At 63.2% G+C, this 783-nt stretch carries 1 protein-coding gene; it reads right to left on the bottom strand.

Annotated features, from left to right (window positions below; translation table 11 throughout):
• Positions 1–439: 439 nt before the first annotated feature.
• The coding region (locus EAV90_RS39185) for a transposase (RefSeq protein WP_164937310.1) at positions 440–783 on the bottom strand (344 nt) is incomplete at its 5' end.

Raw genomic sequence — 783 nt, 5'->3', positions numbered from 1 at the left:
TGTGTCAAGGCGGTTTGTTCAGCTCTTTGTTCGATTGCAGGCCAGCTCTTCGTCCCGACCGTGGAGCACGTAGGATGGCGCGCGCAGATCGAGTCAAGGTCGGCCCGTAGGGCCGTCGCGAAGCGACTTGGCCTTGACTCGAGCGAGCACGCCATCAGGCTTTGGCAGTCGGGGCAGCGGGCGGATAACTCCTTTTCGTCAGGCGATCCAAGGGTCGAGCCGGTTTTTGCAATCTGGTTTGCTTGCCAGATCAAACTCACATTCGGTCGCCGCGCGGCGGCGGCTGCACCAACATTCCGCTTGCGGCGGGCAGGCTCGAGAGGACGAGACCATTCTTCGTTACGGCGTTTGAAGCCATGCAATCCATCGGTTCGTCCACCCGGATCGGCCGAGGCTGATCAATCTCGGCGGATTGGCTTTGAGGCTGAGGAGCGTGGTGTCAGGCGGCGGCCTTTATCTCGGCTCCCTCGATCACCACGCCCGCGGTCACGTACTTCCAGAGGGCCACGAGCAGCTTGCGCGCGAGCGCCACGATCGCGCGCTTGCGGCCGCGTTGGCTGTGCACCTTGAACCACTGGGTCAAAGCCGATTGAGGCTGGTGGCGTACCCAGAGCCAGGCGAGCTGGATCATCGTGGTTCTCAGGCGCGGATTGCCAGCCTTCGACACGCCTTGCTCGCGCTCGATGCCGCCACTGCGCCATGGCGTGGCTGCAAGGCCGGCATAGGATGCAATCTGGCGGCGGTTGGCGAACTGCCGGTAAAAGGCCTCCGACCAGAGAACGG

This window comes from Bradyrhizobium vignae (assembly GCF_004114425.1).
In the GTDB taxonomy this organism is placed as follows: Bacteria; Pseudomonadota; Alphaproteobacteria; order Rhizobiales; family Xanthobacteraceae; genus Bradyrhizobium; species Bradyrhizobium vignae.
Note: the sequence above shows the minus strand (reverse complement) of the source record. Positions and strands in the feature narration are given on the sequence as shown.